The following is a 16,285-nucleotide window of genomic DNA, read 5'->3' on the forward strand; positions in this document are numbered from 1 at the left end:
AGCGGTTGTGCCGCTGTGACAGGCATTCTGTAGCATTGGTCGGCGCGCCGTGGGTGCGTCTTTGCTTTATCAGATGGAGAGCGCTATGGCTTGGAATGAGCCGGGTGGCAACTCGAATAATCAGGATCCTTGGGGTGGTAAGCGCCGCAATAATGGCGACCGCAAGGGGCCACCAGATCTCGACGAGGCCTTCCGAAAGCTGCAGGAAAGCCTGAATGGGTTGTTCGGTGGTGGAAAAAAACGTGGTGGTGGTGACGAAGGCGGTCGTACGAGCAAGGGCGGTGGTTACGGCCTGCTCGGCATCGGCCTCGTTGTGCTGGCGGCCGTCTGGCTGTACAGCGCCGTCTATGTGGTGGACGAGCAGGAGCAAGCCGTGGTGCTGCGCTTCGGCAAGTACTACGAGACCGTCGGCCCCGGCCTGAACATCTACTTCCCGCCGATCGACAAGAAGTACATGGAAAACGTCACGCGTGAGCGTGCCTACACCAAGCAGGGCCAGATGCTGACTGAAGACGAGAACATCGTCGAAGTGCCGCTGACCGTGCAGTACAAGATCAGCAACCTGCAGGACTTCGTGCTGAACGTCGATCAGCCGGAAATCAGCCTGCAACAAGCGACCGAAAGTGCCCTGCGCCACGTGGTGGGTTCCACCGCAATGGATCAGGTGTTGACCGAAGGTCGTGAATTGATGGCCAGCGAGATCAAGGAGCGCCTGCAACGGTTCCTCGATACCTATCGCACCGGTATCACCGTAACCCAGGTCAACATACAGAGCGCAGCCGCACCGCGTGAAGTACAGGAAGCGTTCGATGACGTGATCCGTGCCCGTGAAGACGAGCAGCGTTCACGCAACCAGGCTGAAACCTACGCCAACGGCGTGGTGCCGGAAGCCCGTGGTCAGGCCCAGCGTATCCTTGAAGATGCCAACGGTTACCGCGACGAAGTGGTCTCCCGTGCCAAGGGTGAGGCAGATCGCTTCACCAAGCTGGTGGCCGAGTACCGCAAGGCACCGGAAGTCACCCGTGAGCGTCTGTACCTGGACACCATGCAGGAAGTCTTCAGCAACACCAGCAAGGTTCTCGTGACCGGCAGCAAGGGCGGGCAGAACAATCTGCTGTACCTGCCGCTGGACAAGATGATCGAAGGTGGTCGTAGCAGCACCAGCGCACCGGCCTCCGGCTCAACTGCCGCTGCCAACGAAGCGAGCGCCCGTGCGGCCGCTGACTTGCTGCAACAGCAAACACGTACCAGGGAGAGTCGTTGATGAGCAATAAATCGCTGACCGCCCTGATTGTGGGCGTCGTCGTGGTCATCGCTGCCTGGAACTGCTTCTATATCGTGTCTCAGACCGAGCGCGCGGTGTTGCTGCAATTCGGTCGCGTGGTCCAGGCAGATGTCCAGCCGGGCCTGCATGTGAAAGTCCCCTACGTCAACCAGGTACGCAAGTTCGACGGCCGCCTGATGACCCTGGATGCACCGACACAGCGCTTCCTGACCCTGGAAAAGAAAGCCGTGATGGTTGACGCCTACGCCAAGTGGCGCGTCAAGGATGCCGAGCGTTTCTATACCGCGACCTCCGGCCTCAAGCAGATTGCCGACGAGCGTTTGTCGCGCCGTCTGGAATCGGGCCTGCGTGACCAGTTTGGTAAGCGCACCCTGCACGAGGTGGTATCGGGTGAACGTGATGCGCTGATGGCTGACATCACGCGTTCGTTGAACACGATGGCGGAAAAAGAACTGGGCATCGAAGTGATCGATGTTCGGGTCAAGGCTATCGACCTTCCGAAGGAAGTGAACCGCAGCGTGTTCGAGCGTATGAGCACCGAGCGTGAGCGCGAGGCTCGTGAGCACCGCGCCAAGGGTAACGAACTGGCAGAAGGGATCCGTGCGGATGCCGACCGTCAGCGTCGCGTACTGTTGGCAGAAGCCTATCGCGAGTCTGAAGAGGCTCGTGGTGATGGTGATGCTCAAGCCGCTTCGATCTACGCCAAGGCCTACGGCCAGGATCAGGAGTTCTACGCGTTCTACCGTAGCCTGCGTGCCTACCGTGAAAGCTTCGCGAACAAAACCGACGTCATGGTGCTGGACCCAAGTAGCGATTTCTTCCGCTACCTGGAAAAGTCCAAGTAACCCGCATGTAGTCTGAGAATCACTCCGTCGGGCGGCTAAAATGCCGGGCGGGGTGATCCTTTCAGAAAACGGGTGTATGATGCGGCAGCCGGGAAATTCCCGGCTTTTTTGCGTCTGCATGTTTGATTGTGGTTTTGCTCCGCAGGCGCCACAGGTTTTTCGAGGAAAGTGCCCGACGAGGCCGATTGTTGGTCGTTCGTCACGTCGCTCTTGCGCGTGGTTTATGCAGGGGCCGGGTATTTTCTGCTTCACTCAAGGCTCGCCCGAGGGCTGGCCGCCCGGATCATAGGGGAATGGCGTAATGGCAACGGTAGACCGCTGGCTGCTGCCAGATGGCATCGAAGAAGTACTGCCACCAGAAGCTGCGCGCATTGAAATCGCGCGCCGCCAGGTGTTGGATCTGTTCCAGAGCTGGGGTTACGAGTTTGTCGTGACCCCCCATATCGAGTACCTGGAATCCCTGCTGACCGGCGCGGGCCAGGACCTGGATCTGCGCACCTTCAAGGTCATCGACCCGCAATCGGGCCGGCAAATGGGCTTTCGTGCCGACATCACGCCGCAAGTCGCGCGCATTGATGCGCACACCCTGCGTCGCGAAGGGCCAAGCCGCCTGTGCTACGCCGGCAGCGTGCTGCATGCTCAGCCGCGTGCCTTGTCGTCTTCCCGTAGCCCGATCCAGTTGGGCGCCGAGTTGTACGGCGATGCGAGCCCGAGCAGCGACGTGGAAGTCATCAGCCTGATGCTGGCCATGCTGCAATTGGCCGATGTGCCGGATGTGCACATGGACCTCGGGCATGTCGGCATCTACCGCGGCCTGGCCCGTGCGGCCGGTCTGTCGGGTGAAGTGGAACAACAGTTGTTCGATGCCCTGCAACGCAAGGCCATCGATGAAGTGATCGCCCTGACGGCGGGCGTGCCTGCTGACCTGGCCGGCATGCTGCGTGCGCTGGTGGATCTGTGTGGCGGCCGTGAAGTACTGACCGCCGCCCGTGATCGCCTGGCGAACGCGCCAGCTGATGTATTGGCGGCCCTGGACGATGTGGTGGCGATTGCCGAGCAGTTGTCTGCGCGCTTCCCGCAGTTGCCGCTGTATTTCGATTTGGGTGAGCTGCGCGGCTACCACTACCACACCGGTGTGGTGTTTGCGGTGTTTGTCCCGGGTGTTGGCCAAGCCATTGCCCAGGGCGGTCGTTATGACGATATCGGCGCCGACTTCGGTCGCGCCCGTCCGGCGACCGGCTTTTCCACCGATTTGAAAACCCTGGTGACCCTGGGGCGTGCTGAGGTCGTGCTGCCGTCTGGTGGTATCTGGATGCCCGACAGTACGGACGCAGCACTCTGGCAGCAGGTTTGCCAGTTGCGCAGTGAGGGTCAACGTGTGGTCCAGGCCCTGCCTGGGCAGCCATTGGCCGCCGCCCGTGAAGCGGACTGCGACCGGCAATTGATTCAGCAGAACGGGCTTTGGCAAGTATCGCCACTGGCTTCTTGAGTTTTCCTGCCGGCCGCTGCCGGCACCAAGTTTGCGCGAATGAGGACAAGTGTTATGGGTAAGAATGTCGTAGTCCTGGGCACCCAATGGGGTGATGAGGGCAAAGGCAAGATCGTTGATCTGCTGACCGAACATGCTGCCGCCGTAGTGCGCTACCAAGGTGGCCACAACGCTGGCCACACCCTGGTCATCGATGGCGAAAAAACCGTCTTGCACCTGATCCCGTCGGGTGTACTGCGCGAAGGCGTGCAGTGCCTGATCGGCAACGGCGTGGTGGTTGCACCTGACGCCCTGCTGCGCGAGATCACCAAGCTGGAAGAGAAAGGCGTGCCAGTGCGCGAGCGCCTGCGTATCAGCCCTTCCTGCCCGCTGATCCTGTCCTTCCACGTTGCGCTGGACCAGGCCCGTGAAAAGGCCCGCGGCGAGCTGAAGATCGGCACGACCGGTCGCGGTATCGGCCCGGCGTACGAAGACAAGGTTGCACGTCGTGGCCTGCGTGTGGGCGACCTGCTCAACATGCCGCGCTTCGAAGACAAGCTGCGTGAACTGGTGGATTACCACAACTTCATGCTGGTGGGTTACTACAAAGAGCCGGCCATCGAGTTTGAAAAGACCCTGGCTGAGTGCAAGGAATACGCTGAGCTGCTCAAGCCGCTGATGCTGGACGTGACTGCCGAGCTGCACGACCTGCGTCGTGCGGGCAAAGACATCATGTTCGAAGGCGCCCAGGGTTCGTTGCTGGACATCGACCACGGCACCTACCCGTACGTCACCAGCTCCAACACCACCGCTGGCGGCGTTGCGACCGGTTCGGGCGTTGGCCCGATGTTCCTGGACTACATCCTCGGCATCACCAAGGCGTACACCACGCGTGTGGGTTCGGGTCCATTCCCGACTGAACTGTTCGACGACGTTGGTGCGCACTTGGCCAAACAAGGTCACGAGTTCGGCGCAACTACCGGCCGTGCTCGTCGTTGTGGCTGGTTCGACGCCGTTATCCTGCGTCGCGCTATCGATGTGAACAGCATCTCGGGCATCTGCCTGACCAAGCTGGACGTACTCGACGGCCTGGAAGCCATCAACATCTGCATCGGCTACAAAGATGCGGAAGGCAAAGACGTTGCCCCAACCGACGCTGACAGCTACGTAGGCCTGCAGCCTGTGTACGAAGAAGTGCCGGGCTGGACCGAATCGACCGTGGGCGCCAAGACCCTGGAAGAACTGCCAGCCAACGCTCGTGCTTACATCAAGCGCGTTGAAGAGCTGATCGGTGCGCCAATCGACATTATTTCGACGGGCCCGGACCGCAACGAGACCATCGTTCTGCGTCACCCGTTCGCTTAATAAGCTGTTGATGTAAAAAGCAAAGGGCTCCTTCGGGAGCCCTTTGTCGTTTCCGGCTGGTAAACGGCACGGCCCTTGCTATGGTTCTTTCTTTCGCGGTGCTATCAAATTAATGGCACCCGTGGTGGAGGGATTCCCAGTGTCTGCCGTTCTCTCATTGTTACAAAGCCGGCTGTTGCGGCCGGTGTTCGTTACCCTAGGTATCGCTCTTTTGGTGCAAGTACTGGTGGCTGTCGCTCTGACCCGGAGCACGGTCACCGCCCTGGAAGCCGATTTAGACAATCGGCTGGGTGTTGACAGCCAAAAGCTTTCCGGTGAACTGGCCCAGGCCGGCAAGGAAGTCACCTCCAGTCTGGACAGCCTGTCTTCCAGCACTCGCCAGCGTCTGACCGCGGGGCTTTCCACGCGCCTGCAGGACGAGCAGAAGCAACTGCGTGCGACCCTGGAAAAAGACCTGAAGGACTCCGCCAACGATATGGCGCAACTGCTGGCCTCGGTGGCGCCCCGCGCCATGTGGGACAGTGACGTGCCGACGCTGTCGGAATTTGCTCGGCGGGCCCAGCGCAATCCCAATGTGTTGTTCGTGGTCTACGACGATGCCACGGGCCAGCACCTGACGCGCTACCTGAACCGGGATAACCCGATTAACGCAGCGTTGCTCGAGAAAGGGCAGGGTGAGCGAGCCCTGGATAAGGTGTTGGATGCGGCGAAAAGCGATCCGGCGGTCTACTACCTCGAGGCGTCTATCAGCCCCAATGGCGTGGAAATCGGCAAGGTCATCATGGGCGTTTCGACCGCTTCGGTAGACGTTGATCTGGCGGCGCTGGATAAGCGCTTCGCCGCGTTGATCGCCAGCAGTGATCAACTGGTGGGCGACAGCCTCAAAGGTGCCGCCGCTGACAGTGCTGCCGCCATGGGCGCGCGTTTGCAGTCGGCACAAGCAACGGCCACCCAGATGACCGCCAATACCACCAATGCCGTGCAAGAGGCGGCAGGTACCTTGCGCTGGCGCATCGGCATGGGCCTGGCGATTGTAGGTTTTGGCGTGCTGTTGTTGATTGCCGTGGTGCTCGGGCGTCGGGTGGTCAATCGCCTGAAGCTGCTGATTGCAGCGATGGACGACCTGGCGGCAGGCGAGGGCGACCTGACCAAGCGCGTGCAGATCAACAGCCGGGACGAAATCGGCGACATGGCCTCGGCGGTCAATCGCTTTGTGGATAAGTTGCAGCCCATCGTGCGCGAAGCGGGTGACGTGGCCCAGCGTACCGGCGTGGAAATCGGTGCTATGACCCTGCGCAATGCGGGGGCCGATGCCGCCGCCGGCCTGCAGCGTGATGAGGTTGCCGAAAGCCTGCGGGCGCTGTCGCAAATGGCCGACGAGGCCCAGGCAGAAAGCCATGCGATGCAGGCGGCCTTGCAGCAGGTGGTGGATATTCGCCAGGCCACTGATGAGAACTCACGTACTTCAGCCGAAGTCGGCAGCCTGATCGAGGCGTTGGCGGGGCAGGTGCAGGCGGGGTCCAAGGTGATCGAGCGTCTGGCGCAGCAGAGCGAGCAGATTGAGGTGGTGTTGACGGTGATCCACGGGATTGCCGAGCAAACCAACTTGCTGGCACTCAACGCGGCGATTGAGGCGGCGAGAGCCGGCGAGACCGGTCGCGGTTTTGCGGTGGTGGCGGACGAGGTTCGTGCCCTGGCCAGCAAAACCCAGAGTTCTACCGGTGATATCCAGGCGCACATCGTGGCCTTGCAACAAGGCGCCCGTGAAGCGGTGGAAACCATCGGCAAGGCCGGGCGTCAGGCCAGCGAAGGTTTGCTGGTGTTGCGCGATAGTGTGCGGCTGCAGCAGTCCGTGCAAGCCTCGGTAGAGCAGGTGCATGCAGCGATTGGCCTGGCGACGCGTGCAGCTGAGCATCAGGCGCAAGGCGCGCATGCGGTGCGTGGGCGGGTGGAGATCATTCATGCCCAGGCCGAGCGCGCGGCTCAGGCAGTGGTGGAGACCACCGCCAGTGGCAAGGTGCTGGATGGGTTGGCAGCGCAGTTGAAGGCGAGCCTGGGGCAGTTCAGGGCTTGATGTTGGCTGTTCCGGCCTCATCGCAGGCAAGCCAGCTCCCACATTCGACCGAGTTCCAGCTCTGGAATGCGGTCGAATGTGGGAGCTGGCTTGCCTGCGATGGCGGATTCAGCGGCTCAGATACATCCGCGTCGTAAGCAGATACACCGGTAACCCCGACACCAGAATCAACAACGCCGCATAAGGCGCCGCTGCCGCAAATTCCACATTCGAGGTATGCGCCCACACGGCAGTCGCCAGTGTGTTCAACCCTGTAGGACTAAGCAGCAGCGTCGCCGTCAATTCCTTCATCGCATCCAGAAACACCAGCGCAAACGCCGCGCCCAATGCCGGGAAAATAATCGGCAGTGTCACCCGGCAAAACGCACTGAACGACGAAGCTCCCAGCGTTCTCGCGGCCTCTTCCAGCTGGGGTGCCGCCTTATTCAGTGCCGTGCGGATCGGCGCCTGGGCCAGCGGCAAAAACAGCAACGCGTAAGCGATCAGCAACAACGCCGACGTCTGATACAGCGCCGGTACGTAATGCAGCGCGAAGTACACCAGTGTCAGCGCAATCACCAGACCGGGCAGGGCATGCAGCAGGTACGGCAGGCGTTCGGCCCACAGCGCGAGCTGACCCTTGTAGCGCACCACCAGCAAGCCCACCGGCACTGCGAACAACAGGCAAAGCGCAGCGCCGCCCAAGGACAACGCCAAGGAAGAAAGCAGCGCCTCGCTGATCTCTGCAACCGGAAACGCCGCCGAACTGCCCACTGCCAGCCAGTAACCGAGCATGCCCAGTGGAATGCCGCTGCCAATGATTGCCAGAAGCAGGCAATACAACTGCCCCAGTGGTGCCCATTTACCGAGCCGGACCTGCTCGGCATGTCGCGCCGCGCCCTGGCCGGTGCGCACATGCCGGCCTTTGCCGCGTACCCGCAACTCCAGCCAGAGCAGCGTCAGGCACATCACCAGCAGCACCGCCGAGAGCATCGCCGCATTGGCGTTGCTGAATTCCAGCTCGAATTGCTGATAGATCGCGGTGGTAAACGTCTGCAGGCCGATGATCGACAGCGCGCCGAATTCAACCAGCATATGCAGGGCAATCAACAGCGCCCCCGCCAGTAGCGATGGCCACAGCAGCGGCAACGTGATGCGAAAGAACACGCCCCAGCGATTCAGTCCCAGGGTGCGGGCCGATTCTTCCAGGGATGGATCAAGATTGCGCAGGGTCGCCGCCACCGGCAGAAACACCAGCGGGTATTTGGACAGGGTCATCACTAGGATCGCCCCGCCCAGCCCCTCGAAATTGGCGCTCAACGAAACCCAGGTGAAGCTGCTGACAAATGCGGGCACCGCAAACGGCAGGCACAGGATCACTCCCCAGACTCGCCGTCCCGGCAAGTTGCTGCGTTCCAGCAGCCAGGCCAGGGACAAGCCGATCACGCCGCAGGCCACGGTCACGCCGACCATCAGTGCCAGGGTGTTGCGCAGCAACCCGAACACATAAGGCCGCCACAGCAAATGCACCGCCTCGGCCCAACCCGCTTGCCAGGCCTTGAGGCCGACATACGCCAGCGGCAACAGACTCAGGCCTACCAGCAGCAGGACCGGCAGCAGCAACCAGATTGAAGGACGTTTGCGTCTCGGCGTAAAACCCCCGCGCAAGGCGGGGGCGGGGAGCGATGGGTTCATCAGTTCAAGCCAACGTCACGTTCCAGTTCCAGGGCTTCTTCGGCGTTGCCCAGGTCGGCAGGGGTGACTTTCGGCGGTTGCAGCTCGCTGAAAGGCTTGAGGCCGCGGTTGGACTCCATGCCCTTGCGCAACGGGTATTCGGCGGAGGTGTTGGTGATCACCCGCTGGCCTTCTTCGCTGGCCATGAAGGCCAACAATTGCTGGGCTTCCTTTGGATGCTTGCTGGATTTCAGCGCCGCAGCGGCAGACACGGTGATCAGGCCGCCGGCATCACCGTCGGTGAAGTAGTGAAGCTGCGAATCCAGGTTGGTTTTTTCTTTCTTCAGGGCGAACCAGTAGTAGTTGTTCACCAGGACGGTGGCGACTTCGCCACTTTCCACGGCCTTGAGCGCAACCATGTTGTTGCTATAGACCTTGCCGAAGGCGCGCAGGCCGGTCAGCCATTCTTCAGCGGCTTCGCGACCGTGCAGCTTGATGATCGCCACGGCCTGTTCCTGGAATGCGCCGCTGGTGGGTACGAAACCGACCTTGCCTTGCCATTCAGGTCCGGCGAAATCCAGTACTGACTTGGGCAGGTCTTTCTCGGCGATCAGTTTCGGGTTGAACGCCACGACGCGGGTGCGTGCGGTCACGCCCATCCAGGCACCGTTGGCGGCCACGTATTCCTTGGGCAGAACGTCGAGGGTGCTGACGTCGATGGTCGCCAGCAGGCCTTGCTCGCCGAGTTTATTCAGCGGCGGTGATTCTTCGGTGTAGATCACGTCGGCAGGGGAGCGGTCGCCTTCTTCGACGACCTGGCTGGCCAGCTGGTTGCTGCTGCCCTTGCGCACATTGACGTGGATGCCGGTCTTGGCTTCGAAGGCCTTGGCAAGTTCATCGCCGACCTCCTTGTGTTGGCCGTTGTACAAGGTCAGCGCAACCTTGTCGGCAGAATAGGCAGCGGGCGAGAGCAGGGTCAGGCCGAGCAGAGTGATGGTCAGGCCACGCAGAAGGGATGTCTTGAGACGGGTATCGCGGATCATCATCCGGGGTGTTCCTCACTTGAGTGCAACAAATCGTTACTAGGATAAACGATAAAGTTTCTCAGGTGCGGTCATGGGGCAAATCGGTCTGGAAGTTTTCAAACCCCGGAAACGCAAAAACCCGCTTTCGCGGGTTTTTGTGAGACTCAAGGTTAAAACCTCAAGTTTGGAATTGGTGCCCAGAAGAAGACTCGAACTTCCACGACCTTGCGGTCACCAGCACCTGAAGCTGGCGTGTCTACCAATTTCACCATCTGGGCAGCATCAGCAACGTTGCCGCTGTTGATGGAGCGAACTATACGGAGGGCTTTTTGATCTGTAAACCCCTGATTTGATTTTATAAATCAACTTTATGGTTAAAAATCAAAGGCCTGAAACGCAAAAACCCGCTTTCGCGGGTTTTTGTGAGACTCAAGGTTAAAACCTCAAGTTTGGAATTGGTGCCCAGAAGAAGACTCGAACTTCCACGACCTTGCGGTCACCAGCACCTGAAGCTGGCGTGTCTACCAATTTCACCATCTGGGCAGCATCGTCAACGTTGCCGTCGTCGATGGCGCGCACTATACGGACCACTTTTTGCGCTGTAAAGCCCAGTTATCAAAAAAGTCTGGAAAATTTCGCAGGCGGTCGCGCAAGGTGCATTCCGAGGGCTACAAAGTGCTTTTACGGGCTTGTCGACACCTGAAATTTCCCGTTTCAATACGCGTATGCCAAACTAACCCGCATATAGACAAGGTGAAAACTCTCTAATGGCCGATTGGCAGTCCCTCGATCCCGAGGCCGCTCGTGAAGCGGAAAAATATGAAAACCCTATTCCTAGCCGCGAACTGATCCTGGCGCATCTCGCCGATCGGGGTTCGCCTGCTAGCCGCGAGCAGCTGGTTGAAGAATTCGGTCTGACCACCGAAGACCAACTCGAAGCCCTGCGTCGCCGCCTGCGCGCCATGGAGCGCGATGCCCAGTTGATCTACACCCGCCGAGGCACCTATGCGCCGGTGGACAAGCTCGACCTGATCCTCGGTCGCATTGCCGGCCACCGTGACGGTTGGCTTTCTGATCCCGGACGACGGCAGCGACGACCTGTTCATGAGCCCGGCGCAAATGCGCCTGGTGTTCGATGGCGACCGTGCCCTGGCGCGCGTTTCCGGCCTCGACCGTCGCGGTCGCCGCGAAGGCGTGATCGTCGAAGTGGTGTCCCGTGCCCACGAGTCCATCGTTGGTCGCTACTTCGAAGAAGGCGGCATCGGTTTTGTCGTGCCGGATAACCCGAAGGTCCAGCAGGAAGTGCTGATCACCCCGGGCCGCAATGGCGCTGCCAAGGTCGGCCAGTTCGTCGAGGTGAAAATCACCCACTGGCCAACTGCGCGCTTCCAGCCACAGGGCGATATCGTCGAAGTGGTCGGCAACTACATGGCGCCGGGCATGGAAATCGATGTTGCGCTGCGCACCTACGATATCCCTCACGTGTGGCCTGAGGCTGTGCTCAAAGAAGCCGCCAAGCTCAAGCCGGAAGTTGAAGAAAAAGACAAAGAGAAGCGCATCGACCTGCGTCATCTGCCGTTCGTCACCATTGACGGCGAAGATGCTCGCGACTTCGACGATGCGGTCTACTGCGAAGCCAAGCCTGGCAAGCTGCGCCTGTTCTCGGGCGGCTGGAAGTTGTTCGTCGCGATTGCCGACGTGTCCAGCTACGTGAAGATCGGTTCGGCCCTGGACAACGAAGCCCAGGTGCGCGGCAACTCGGTGTACTTCCCCGAGCGCGTTATCCCGATGCTGCCTGAGCAGTTGTCCAATGGCCTGTGCTCCCTGAACCCGAAAGTCGACCGTTTGGCCATGGTGTGCGAGATGACCATCTCGAAAACCGGCGAAATGACCGACTACCAGTTCTATGAAGCGGTGATCCACTCCCAGGCTCGACTGACCTACAACAAGGTCAGCACCATCCTGGAACAGCCGAAAACCAGCGAAGCCAAAGCCTTGCGCGGTGAGTACGGCCATGTCGTGCCGCACCTCAAGCAGCTCTATGCGCTGTACAAAGTGCTGCTGGGCGCTCGTCACGTGCGTGGCGCGATCGACTTTGAAACTCAGGAAACCCGGATTGTCTTCGGTTCCGAGCGCAAGATCGCCGCGATCACCCCGACCACTCGTAATGATGCTCACAAGCTGATCGAGGAATGCATGCTGGCGGCCAACGTGGCCACTGCAGAATTCCTGAAAAAGCACGAGATTCCTGCGTTGTACCGGGTGCACGACGGCCCGCCGCCGGAGCGTCTGGAGAAGTTGCGCGCGTTCCTCGGTGAACTCGGCCTGTCCCTGCACAAAGGCAAGGACGGCCCGACGCCGAAGGACTACCAGGCTCTGCTTGCGAGCATCAAGGACCGTCCGGATTACCACGTGATCCAGACCGTCATGCTGCGCTCCCTGAGCCAGGCGGTGTACAGCGCTGATAACCAGGGCCACTTCGGCCTGAATTACGAGGCGTACACCCACTTCACCTCGCCGATTCGCCGTTACCCGGACTTGCTCACGCACCGGGCGATCCGCAGCGTGATCCATTCCAAGCAGAACACCCCGCACGTCAAGCGCGCCGGTGCCATGACCATTCCGAAGGCACGGATCTATCCGTACGACGAAGCGGCCCTGGAACAGCTGGGCGAGCAGTGCTCCATGAGCGAGCGCCGTGCCGACGAAGCGACCCGCGACGTAGTGAACTGGCTCAAGTGCGAGTTCATGAAAGACCGCGTGGGCGAGTCGTTCCCGGGTGTGATCACCGCCGTGACCGGCTTTGGCCTGTTCGTCGAGTTGACCGATATCTACGTCGAGGGTCTGGTGCACGTCACCGCCTTGCCGGGTGACTACTACCACTTCGACCCTGTGCATCACCGCCTGGCGGGCGAGCGCACCGGTCGCAGCTTCCGTCTGGGTGACACCGTGGAAGTGCAGGTCATGCGCGTCGACCTCGACGAGCGCAAGATTGACTTCGGCATGCCCGACAAGCCAGCCGAGCCGACTGGCCGTAAAAAACGTGGCGGCGAAACGACTGCGCCGGCCAGCAAAGGCAAAGGTACTCCTGCGAAAGCAGCGGTCGCCGAGCCTGCGCCAGCCAAGCCTGCTCGTCGTTCGTCTGCCAAGGACAAGGCCCCCGAAGCCTACCGCCCAAGCGATGCTGCGGCGAAAAACGCCGAGCTGCGCAAGAGCCGCGAATTAAAGCAGCAGTTGCTCAACGAAGCCAAAAGCGGTGGTAAAGCGGCGTCTGGGGGAAAGTCCCGCGAGGCGGAAAAACCGTCGAGCAAGCCGAGTAAACACCGTAAAGGCCCGCCAAAAGCGGGTTCGGCCCCTGCGAAAAGCAGCGGGTCGCGCAAACCTAAGGCCAAGTCATGAGTCTGGAAAAAATCTACGGCGTACACGCCGTAGAAGCATTGCTGCGTCACCACCCGAAACGCGTCAAGCAGGTGTGGTTGGCAGAAGGCCGCAGTGAGCCGCGTGTTCAAGCGCTGGTCGAACTGGCCAATCAGAACAAGGTTGCCATCGGCCAGGCCGAGCGTCGTGAGATGGACGTCTGGGTCGAAGGCGTTCACCAAGGCGTGGTGGCGGACGTAAGCCCGAGCCAGGTCTGGGGCGAAGCGATGCTCGACGAGCTGCTCGATCGCACCGAAGGCGCGCCGCTGTTGCTGGTGCTCGACGGCGTGACCGATCCGCACAACCTCGGCGCCTGCCTGCGTTCGGCGGATGCTGCCGGTGCGTTGGCGGTGATTGTGCCCAAAGACAAGTCGGCAACCTTGACGCCTGTCGTGCGTAAAGTCGCCTGCGGTGCGGCGGAAGTGATTCCGCTGGTGGCCGTGACCAACCTGGCGCGTACCCTGGAGAAACTCCAGCAGCGCGGCCTGTGGGTTGTGGGTACGGCGGGGGAGGCTGAGGTCAGCATTTATGACCAGGACCTCACCGGCCCGACCATCCTGATCATGGGAGCCGAAGGCAAGGGCATGCGCCGCCTGACCCGCGAGCATTGCGACTACCTGGTGCACCTGCCGATGGCCGGTAGCGTCAGCAGCCTCAACGTTTCAGTCGCAACGGGCGTCTGCCTGTTCGAAGCCCAGCGCCAGCGTGGCGCCAAGGCTAAAGCCAAGAAATAAGGCTTAAGAGCGACGCAAGACCCTGTGGGAGTCGGGCTTGCCCGCGATGACGGTGTGTCAGTCAGCAGAGATGTTGTCTGTGCCATTGTCATCGCAGGCAAGCCAGCTCCCACATTTGTTTTGTGTTTGCCTTGATTCTGCGTTGTTCAAATAATCACCAATCACCTTGCGCCCTTTCTCCCCCTTCTCTACAATTGCGCCCCTTGCCTTCATGGCAGGCACGCATGTGCCTCCCTTCGGCAAGATCCATAAGTGTCATTCACTCCTTGTCTGACCGTTTTTGAGCGGCAGGCTACAACCCGTAAGGAGCATTCATGCGTCATTACGAAATCATCTTTTTGGTCCACCCGGATCAAAGCGAGCAAGTCGGCGGCATGGTAGAGCGTTACACCAAGCTGATCGAAGAAGACGGCGGCAAAATCCACCGTCTGGAAGATTGGGGCCGTCGTCAACTGGCCTACGCAATCAACAATGTTCACAAGGCTCACTACGTGATGCTGAACGTTGAGTGCACTGGCAAGGCCCTGGCCGAGCTGGAAGACAACTTCCGCTACAACGATGCAGTGATCCGTAACCTGGTCATCCGTCGCGAAGAAGCCGTTACCGGCCAATCCGAGATGCTCAAGGCTGAAGAAAACCGCAGTGAGCGCCGTGAGCGTCGCGACCGTCCTGAGCACGAAGGCGCTGAAAGCGCTGATAGTGATGACAGCGACAACAGCGATAACGCTGACGAGTAATCCACGGACCTTTTAAGGAGCCTATCAAATGGCACGTTTCTTCCGTCGTCGTAAATTCTGCCGCTTCACCGCTGAAGACGTGAAGGAGATCGATTACAAAGATCTCAACACTCTGAAAGCCTACGTATCCGAGACCGGCAAAATTGTTCCAAGCCGCATCACCGGTACCAAAGCTCGTTATCAGCGTCAGCTGGCCACCGCTATCAAGCGCGCCCGCTTCCTGGCCCTGCTGGCCTACACCGACAGCCACGGCCGCTGAGACCGGGCAGTCGACAAGTAGTAAGGGATTGAATGCATGCGCGCCTTAGCTGAGTTCATCATGCGCGGTCGTGTGCAGGCCACTCTGGTAGTGGCTGGATGTGCAGCGTTGCCGCTGTTGTATTGGTTGGGTGCTGCTGCAGGTTGCCTCGTGCTCCTGCGGCGCGGTTTGAAGGACGCCCTTGGCGTTCTTGCCCTGGGAATACTGCCGGCCTTGGTCTGGTGGTTGAAATTCGATGATCCACGGGTACTTCTGGTACTGCTCGGTTCATCGGCCCTTGCGTTGGTTTTACGCGCAAGTGAGTCCTGGGTCCGTACGCTGCTGGTCAGCGTGGCATTGGGGTTGGTGTATTCACTGGCGCTTGGCGCGGCTTTCCGCCCGCAAATCGAGGCGCTGGCGCAGGAGATCATAAAGATCCTGCCGCTGGCCCTCGGGGATCTCTACCAGCAGTTATCGGTAGAGGGGCGAGCGCGCTTTGCGTCAGTGGTTGCACCGATGCTGACCGGCCTGATAGCGGCACTGTTGCAGATCGTCAGCGTGCTGAGCCTGATTCTTGGGCGTTACTGGCAGGCGTTGTTGTATAACCCGGGTGGTTTTGGTCGCGAGTTTCGCAGTATCAGAATCCCCGCTGGACCGGCGATGTTGCTGCTGGCGTTCATGGTGGTCGGGCCGACGTTTGGCCTGGCGCTGTTGGTGCCGTTGTGCAGCGTACCGCTGGTATTCGCCGGGCTATCCCTGATTCATGGGCTGGTGGCGCAAAAGCGACTGGGCAGATTCTGGCTGGTGGGGTTGTACGTGACGCTGTTGCTGTTCATGCAGCTGATCTATCCGTTACTCGTGGTCTTGGCCATTGTCGACGGCCTGATTGATTTTCGCGGTCGTCTGGCGCCGAAAGACGCCGATAACGCGAACGGTGAAGGTTAAAAGTTAGAGGATTTTCACATGCAACTGATCCTTCTGGAAAAAGTCGCCAACCTGGGCAACCTGGGCGACAAAGTGAACGTTAAGGCCGGCTACGGTCGTAACTACCTGCTGCCATACGGCAAAGCCACCGCTGCAACCGCTGCCAACCTGGCTGCGTTTGAAGAGCGTCGTGCTGAGCTGGAAAAAGCAGCAGCAGACAAAAAAGCTTCGGCCGAAACTCGCGCTGCCCAACTGGCTGAGCTGGAAGTGACTATCACTGCCACCGCCGGTGACGAAGGCAAGCTGTTCGGTTCGATCGGCACCCACGACATCGCTGATGCACTGACCGCCTCCGGCGTTGAAGTGCAGAAGAGCGAAGTTCGTCTGCCGAACGGCACCATCCGCAACGTTGGCGAATTCGATGTAGCCGTGCACCTGCACGCTGAAGTCGAAGCAACCGTACGCGTTGTTGTGGTAGCAGCTTAAGCAGCACCTAACTGACTGGCACCTCGCGTGCCAG

The 16,285-nt window shown here is 60.2% G+C and carries 12 protein-coding genes, 2 tRNA genes and 1 pseudogene; 11 read left to right on the forward strand and 4 right to left on the reverse strand.

Annotated features, from left to right (window positions below):
* The first annotated feature begins 85 nt into the window (after positions 1-85).
* The 5 genes from hflK (at position 86) to ACUN0G_RS01730 (ending at position 7,037) form a co-directional block, all read left to right on the forward strand.
* Complete coding sequence (hflK, locus tag ACUN0G_RS01710; RefSeq protein WP_421525268.1) at positions 86-1,264, forward strand: FtsH protease activity modulator HflK; 1,179 nt, start codon at positions 86-88, stop codon at positions 1,262-1,264.
* A complete protein-coding gene (gene hflC, locus ACUN0G_RS01715) occupies positions 1,264-2,130 on the forward strand; it encodes a protease modulator HflC (protein WP_017478342.1) in 867 nt (288 codons plus the stop codon). The genes hflK and hflC overlap by 1 nt, the downstream gene beginning before the upstream one ends.
* 301 nt (positions 2,131-2,431) lie before the next feature.
* Positions 2,432-3,619: an ATP phosphoribosyltransferase regulatory subunit gene (locus ACUN0G_RS01720; protein ID WP_258343425.1), complete on the forward strand. Its 1,188-nt coding sequence runs from the start codon at positions 2,432-2,434 to the stop codon at positions 3,617-3,619.
* Positions 3,620-3,673: 54 nt separating this feature from the next.
* Entirely contained in the window at positions 3,674-4,963 is a 1,290-nt protein-coding gene (locus ACUN0G_RS01725) for an adenylosuccinate synthase (protein ID WP_258343426.1), read from the forward strand.
* A gap of 139 nt (positions 4,964-5,102) precedes the next feature.
* The gene (locus ACUN0G_RS01730; protein WP_445572560.1) at positions 5,103-7,037 is read left to right on the forward strand and encodes a methyl-accepting chemotaxis protein; all 1,935 of its coding nucleotides are present in this window, start codon (positions 5,103-5,105) and stop codon (positions 7,035-7,037) included.
* A gap of 108 nt (positions 7,038-7,145) precedes the next feature.
* On the opposite strand, the gene ACUN0G_RS01735 is transcribed toward ACUN0G_RS01730, so the two are convergent.
* The 4 genes from ACUN0G_RS01735 to ACUN0G_RS01750 form a co-directional block, all read right to left on the reverse strand.
* Positions 7,146-8,711, reverse strand: a complete 1,566-nt coding sequence (locus tag ACUN0G_RS01735) for an ABC transporter permease (RefSeq protein WP_445572561.1) — start codon at positions 8,709-8,711, stop codon at positions 7,146-7,148.
* The gene (locus ACUN0G_RS01740) at positions 8,711-9,736 is read right to left on the reverse strand and encodes an extracellular solute-binding protein (protein ID WP_445572562.1); all 1,026 of its coding nucleotides are present in this window, start codon (positions 9,734-9,736) and stop codon (positions 8,711-8,713) included. The genes ACUN0G_RS01735 and ACUN0G_RS01740 overlap by 1 nt, the downstream gene beginning before the upstream one ends.
* Before the next feature lie 170 nt (positions 9,737-9,906).
* A tRNA-Leu gene (locus ACUN0G_RS01745) sits at positions 9,907-9,993 on the reverse strand.
* A gap of 178 nt (positions 9,994-10,171) precedes the next feature.
* Positions 10,172-10,258: transfer RNA gene (locus ACUN0G_RS01750), tRNA-Leu, on the reverse strand.
* Between the two features lie 224 nt (positions 10,259-10,482).
* Between ACUN0G_RS01750 and rnr the strand changes: the two are divergent.
* From rnr to rplI, 6 genes and pseudogenes are all read left to right on the forward strand, one after another.
* A pseudogene (rnr, locus tag ACUN0G_RS01755) lies at positions 10,483-13,114 on the forward strand (ribonuclease R).
* Positions 13,111-13,866 (forward strand): 23S rRNA (guanosine(2251)-2'-O)-methyltransferase RlmB, encoded by a 756-nt coding sequence (gene rlmB / locus ACUN0G_RS01760; protein WP_003217493.1) that lies wholly within the window; start codon positions 13,111-13,113, stop codon positions 13,864-13,866. Before rnr ends, rlmB begins: the two are co-directional and overlap by 4 nt.
* Before the next feature lie 314 nt (positions 13,867-14,180).
* On the forward strand, positions 14,181-14,603 hold the full coding sequence (gene rpsF / locus ACUN0G_RS01765; RefSeq protein ID WP_003217491.1) for a 30S ribosomal protein S6: 423 nt from the start codon (positions 14,181-14,183) through the stop codon (positions 14,601-14,603).
* Between the two features lie 28 nt (positions 14,604-14,631).
* The gene (rpsR, locus tag ACUN0G_RS01770; RefSeq protein ID WP_002551829.1) at positions 14,632-14,862 is read left to right on the forward strand and encodes a 30S ribosomal protein S18; all 231 of its coding nucleotides are present in this window, start codon (positions 14,632-14,634) and stop codon (positions 14,860-14,862) included.
* A 36-nt stretch (positions 14,863-14,898) separates the two neighbouring features.
* On the forward strand, positions 14,899-15,786 hold the full coding sequence (locus ACUN0G_RS01775) for a hypothetical protein (protein WP_445572563.1): 888 nt from the start codon (positions 14,899-14,901) through the stop codon (positions 15,784-15,786).
* 18 nt (positions 15,787-15,804) lie between these two features.
* A complete protein-coding gene (rplI, locus tag ACUN0G_RS01780) occupies positions 15,805-16,251 on the forward strand; it encodes a 50S ribosomal protein L9 (RefSeq protein ID WP_003171376.1) in 447 nt (148 codons plus the stop codon).
* Positions 16,252-16,285 lie beyond the last annotated feature (34 nt).

The organism is Pseudomonas sp. 32A (genome assembly GCF_052682255.1).

What these genes read in the sequence shown, in the direction of transcription:
- hflK (WP_421525268.1), top strand. Translation starts at nt 86, where the DNA reads ATGGCTTGGAATGAGCCGGGTGGCAACTCGAATAATCAGGATCCTTGG.
- hflC (WP_017478342.1), top strand. Translation starts at nt 1,264, where the DNA reads ATGAGCAATAAATCGCTGACCGCCCTGATTGTGGGCGTCGTCGTGGTC.
- ACUN0G_RS01720 (WP_258343425.1), top strand. Translation starts at nt 2,432, where the DNA reads ATGGCAACGGTAGACCGCTGGCTGCTGCCAGATGGCATCGAAGAAGTA.
- ACUN0G_RS01725 (WP_258343426.1), top strand. Translation starts at nt 3,674, where the DNA reads ATGGGTAAGAATGTCGTAGTCCTGGGCACCCAATGGGGTGATGAGGGC.
- ACUN0G_RS01735 (WP_445572561.1), bottom strand. Translation starts at nt 8,711, where the DNA reads ATGAACCCATCGCTCCCCGCCCCCGCCTTGCGCGGGGGTTTTACGCCG.
- ACUN0G_RS01740 (WP_445572562.1), bottom strand. Translation starts at nt 9,736, where the DNA reads ATGATGATCCGCGATACCCGTCTCAAGACATCCCTTCTGCGTGGCCTG.
- rlmB (WP_003217493.1), top strand. Translation starts at nt 13,111, where the DNA reads ATGAGTCTGGAAAAAATCTACGGCGTACACGCCGTAGAAGCATTGCTG.
- rpsF (WP_003217491.1), top strand. Translation starts at nt 14,181, where the DNA reads ATGCGTCATTACGAAATCATCTTTTTGGTCCACCCGGATCAAAGCGAG.
- rpsR (WP_002551829.1), top strand. Translation starts at nt 14,632, where the DNA reads ATGGCACGTTTCTTCCGTCGTCGTAAATTCTGCCGCTTCACCGCTGAA.
- ACUN0G_RS01775 (WP_445572563.1), top strand. Translation starts at nt 14,899, where the DNA reads ATGCGCGCCTTAGCTGAGTTCATCATGCGCGGTCGTGTGCAGGCCACT.
- rplI (WP_003171376.1), top strand. Translation starts at nt 15,805, where the DNA reads ATGCAACTGATCCTTCTGGAAAAAGTCGCCAACCTGGGCAACCTGGGC.